The organism is Psychrobacillus sp. NPDC096426 (assembly GCF_044762745.1).
Lineage (GTDB): Bacteria > Bacillota > Bacilli > Bacillales_A > Planococcaceae > Psychrobacillus.
In genome coordinates this window covers 1-4266 of sequence record NZ_JBIWEX010000053.1, presented here as the reverse complement: position 1 = coordinate 4266, position 4266 = coordinate 1, and the positions used below count along the sequence as shown (strand labels likewise).

Annotated in this window: 5 protein-coding genes; 4 read left to right on the top strand and 1 reads right to left on the bottom strand. The window is 34.3% G+C overall.

Going from position 1 to position 4266, the window contains the following annotated elements; translation table 11 throughout:
- The first annotated feature begins 830 nt into the window (after window positions 1–830).
- Both ACIQYS_RS22325 and ACIQYS_RS22320 read left to right on the top strand, forming a co-directional pair.
- Window positions 831–1037: a helix-turn-helix transcriptional regulator gene (locus tag ACIQYS_RS22325; RefSeq protein ID WP_402985226.1), complete on the top strand. Its 207-nt coding sequence runs from the start codon at window positions 831–833 to the stop codon at window positions 1035–1037.
- The gene (locus ACIQYS_RS22320; RefSeq protein WP_402985224.1) at window positions 1034–1516 is read left to right on the top strand and encodes a hypothetical protein; all 483 of its coding nucleotides are present in this window, start codon (window positions 1034–1036) and stop codon (window positions 1514–1516) included. Before ACIQYS_RS22325 ends, ACIQYS_RS22320 begins: the two co-directional genes overlap by 4 nt.
- A 45-nt stretch (window positions 1517–1561) precedes the next feature.
- Here the strand turns inward: ACIQYS_RS22320 and ACIQYS_RS22315 are convergent, their stop codons facing one another.
- Window positions 1562–2134 carry a hypothetical protein gene (locus ACIQYS_RS22315; protein WP_402985222.1) on the bottom strand — a complete coding sequence of 191 codons (573 nt, stop codon included), beginning with the start codon at window positions 2132–2134 and terminating at the stop codon, window positions 1562–1564.
- A gap of 390 nt (window positions 2135–2524) precedes the next feature.
- Between ACIQYS_RS22315 and ACIQYS_RS22310 the strand changes: the two genes are divergently transcribed.
- Window positions 2525–3754, top strand: a complete 1230-nt coding sequence (locus tag ACIQYS_RS22310) for a helix-turn-helix domain-containing protein (RefSeq protein WP_402985220.1) — start codon at window positions 2525–2527, stop codon at window positions 3752–3754.
- 13 nt (window positions 3755–3767) lie between these two features.
- The gene (locus ACIQYS_RS22305; protein ID WP_402985218.1) at window positions 3768–3896 is read left to right on the top strand and encodes a hypothetical protein; all 129 of its coding nucleotides are present in this window, start codon (window positions 3768–3770) and stop codon (window positions 3894–3896) included.
- Window positions 3897–4266: the final 370 nt, after the last annotated feature.

Here is a 4266-nt window from a genome sequence, read left to right as displayed (position 1 = left end):
GTAGCCTTGACAGAATTTTTGGTTACAAGAGATAAGAATATGTATTTTAAAGATACTAAACTAGCTAAATGCGACAACTATATTGACAAACACCGGAAGATTTACACTTAAACTAAGGCCGCAGTTTAGTTAAAGAAAAGTGTTAATATTTGAGGATTAACGTCCGTTTGCATATGCGTACTTATTCGTATGGTTTAAGTGTTAAATTTTTTTGAGGGGGTTAGGATTACTTTTTGTCATTAATTAGCTTATGGACTAAATCAAACAACTCACTATTTGATGATTAATTAATAGTTTTATCCCGATTATCTAAGGGAGAATCGACTATGATGATATTTTCTTCTGTAACAAACACTCGAGACTCGCTTAAACGTGCTCGTTTTGCACCTTTCGATAAACTACCTACTACTTGTTACAATGCTTCTCCTTTGATTTTGAACATAATAATGTTCCTCCTTAAAAAAGTTTGATTTATTCAAAGCATAAAAAAAGCACTTTGTATAAGTCCTCAGTCCGTCAAAAAAGACAGATGAACTCTTATACAAAGTGCTTTCGCTAATAACTTCTCTCCCGCATGGGTGAGATCAAAAATTGTGCAATAAATATGTTTTTATTATAGGAATCATGCTGTAATCAATAAAAGAACGGAAGTGTTAGTGAATCATCATGGTTCAAGATTATAGAGTACTAAAAGTCGATGAAAATACAAGAAAATAATGGATGTAAACCTGAAAATTACTCTCAATTTTCCCAACCACTAAAATGTCCGAAATACTTTACAAAATGATTAGTTTGTTTTACATTTGTAATACCAAATACAGGAGGTAATCATGAATATCAAAAATCGGATAAAAGAGTTGAGGGCAAGAGATAAGTTAACGCAACAAGATTTATCTGAAAAAGTTGGTGTTACGAGACAAACAATTGTCTCATTGGAAAAAGGATCATATGTACCATCGCTATTACTTGCGATGAATATTGCGGAAGTGTTTCAGGTGCCAATCGAAAAAATCTTTTTCAAGGGGGATGGCAAGTGAAGATTGTTCTGTTTGAAAGTATCAGCAAAATTATTATTATTGGCGTGTTCGCTTATGCATTGGGATTTGCATATGAAAACGTCTGGTTAATTGATGAATTTGACCGTGGGTTAATAAACGGTGAAATTATCAATGTGGATGTAAAATTTAGTTGGTGGCCATTTATCATCAGTATTTTATTAGTGGTTCTTCAATCAATTCTTTCTGTAAAATTGAAGCCAAGAAAACGGGCTGACATCTTATTGAAATTTGGAGAATTTCAAGATGGAGATGAACGGGAGATGATTATCACCAATAAAGCAACCAGGGCTTCTCATGTAACGTTTACAGTGGCTGTAATGATAACAATGATGATTATGGTTCTTTCTACAAATTATATTTATCTTTATCCTGCATTACCTATCTATTTATTTGCGTCAACAATAGTAGCTTCAAGCATTGCTTACGCTATAGCATGGTGCCTCGAGTATAATAAATAATAAACTAAAAACGCACTGAGAGATTACTCCCAGTGCATTTTATGATTAATTTTGAGGATTTTCCATACAGGCAAAATTGTATCCACCTATTTTCTGTGCTTCATATTGATTTGGTTGGCCGTTTAAACCTGATGTATCACGGGAATCAACTACTGGATAACCGTGCTGATCATAGCATCCTTTTATTAGAGCTCTTTTTTCCAAGTAATCCAAGAATTTCCCATAGGAGAAGTAGAAAACTATCAATCCAATGCCGACGAGTAAAATAGGTATTCCATTCGCAAAGTATTCGCCATCTTCAAGCTCATCTGGATTATAACCAGAATCGATTATGATTTTTTCAGTTTCTTCTTTAGATAGTTCAGAGAGAGATTCATTAGCTTCCTTCAATGCTTTTTCCTCATTTATGCTAATGCTATGAAGTTTTGCTACGCGTTCTACATCGATTTGGATTTTTCCTGCGTCTTCATCATAAAAAAATGACTGTTGGACAGAAGAATTAAGTTTGTCTATTTGATTACCTTGTATAACTTCTTCTGCTTGAACAGCAAAACCGGTTGACAACATTAATGCCATTGTTGTTACGACTAAGAAAAATTTCTGCAAATGTTTTTTCATACATTTATCCCCCTAAATAGTTTAGAAGACTGGCCAGTGCCTCTATCTCTATTATTACTTTTACTAAATTAAATATCAACAAGAGTCTAATTATTCTGTATTGTTAAATTTTGTTCGTAAAATCAATTTAATAGGGCTTATTTTCATTTATTTTCATCAAGTTATCTATCGAATTACAAATATACCATACTGAACGGAAACGTCCTTTAATACTCTTCAAAACTATTTCTTCTGTTCTTTCATAGTAAAGTAACAATCCACATTTTATGAAACTCCTTTCAAAAATTCAGATTGAATCACTTTTTTTCTGTGAACTTTCCCAACTTTCAGAGATTAACAATTTGGTAGTTCTTTGGTAAAATAATAGATAAGTGAAAGGGGGGAGATAGGTTGGGTGTCGGTTTAAAAATCAAGTACTTCCGTACTAAAAGTAAGTTAACACAAAAAGAGTTGGCTTTAGGAGTGTGTTCGGTATCTCATCTAAGCAAGATAGAACACGATATCGTTGAACCGAGTGAAGATATGTTTGATATCTTCTGTACAAAGCTCGGGATTAATAAGACTGACATTTATAAAGAGGAAGAGCTACTTCACTACCTGCAGCTTAATGCATTAAATATCCATAAGCTCATTAGGTCTGGAGACAAAGAAAAGGCTATATTACTATATGAAGAGATAACAGTTAAAACTAGCTTGAATGATTGGCCGATAATACGGATTTTCTATGTATTGTTCGGTTTAAGGATCGCTTTGATGAAGAAGGAACGAGAAGTATCATTCGAACTGTACGAAGAAATTGTAGGGATAATGGAATATGCTCCTGAGTGGATGAAGCCTTATTACAACCGATATTGCGGCCTTTACCACTATATGTATGGTAGTCTATCTCAATCTCTCAAGCTATACAAAGAAGCTGAAAAACTTACCCCCGAGAGTGAAATTGAAGACATATATTATCAGCTTGCACTTGTTCATCATATGTTAGGTGAATATCCTATGTCTACCTATTATGAAGAGAAGGCATTGGAATTATTCGCCAGGAGAATGGATTACGAGCAGTGCGTGAACTGTCAGTTGCTCCTTGGTATCAACTACCGGAAAATGGGCAATTTAGAGCAGGCGAAAGAAACCTATCTTAGCATCTTGAAGAAAGTCGAACCTTTACATAACCGGGAGATCATAGCCAAGGTTTATCACAATTTAGGAATGATTTATTCTGATGAAGGTAAATTGTCCGAGACTGTCACGGCCTTCGAAATAAGTATGGATTATCGGGACAACGACCATGCACGTGTTAAGACTTGCTACGCCATCTTGAAAGAGTTTTTGCACGATGCAGATGAGACGAATTCCAAAAAGTGGCTGAATATCGGAGAAAGAATTTCGACTGATTTAAAAGACAAAGAGTACTTAATTAAATTCCAGGTTCTCAAGTACAAATTAGAGAAATTAGAAAATGATCCTATATTCGAACATTACATGTTAACGGTGGCATTACCGTATTTCGAAGAACGCTCTGACCAGCAAATGATTAAGGAATACATTAAAGAATTGGTCAGATATTACGAAGAATGCCGTCAATATAAATCAGCACTTATGTATCTAAAAAAATTACTTTAAGGGGAAATGAAAAATGAAAAAAGCAAAAGTTTGGAGAATTATATCTATACTCGTATTGTCGATGTTCGCTGTGGGAAGCGTTTATGCTGCTGATGATCTGCCGGAGCCTTTAGAGATGGGTCCACCCATTTCAGCAAAATAATGGAGAATAATCAATACTCAAAAGGACCTGATTCTTTAAGGATTTGGTCCATTTTTAATTGTCTCGGAGGAATTGAATGGATTGACATTACTTTCAGTAGAGAATTATGAATAAACATTAATAAACATAGAAAAGGCATCTCTAGTTGAGATGCCTCTATGTTTTTGATATACAATTTGTATAATTAACTAGAAGGAGTAAAGCTTTTTTCTTATCGAACTAAAGCTGCAGTTAAGTTCAATAACATGTAATTATTCAAATAAGGAGTACGAGAACCCCCTCTGTTAGGATAGAAGTCGTACGAGGCTAACGTGATATGATTAAGTAAATTACACGGAGGTCGATCGATATGACAAAACAAAATGGAACA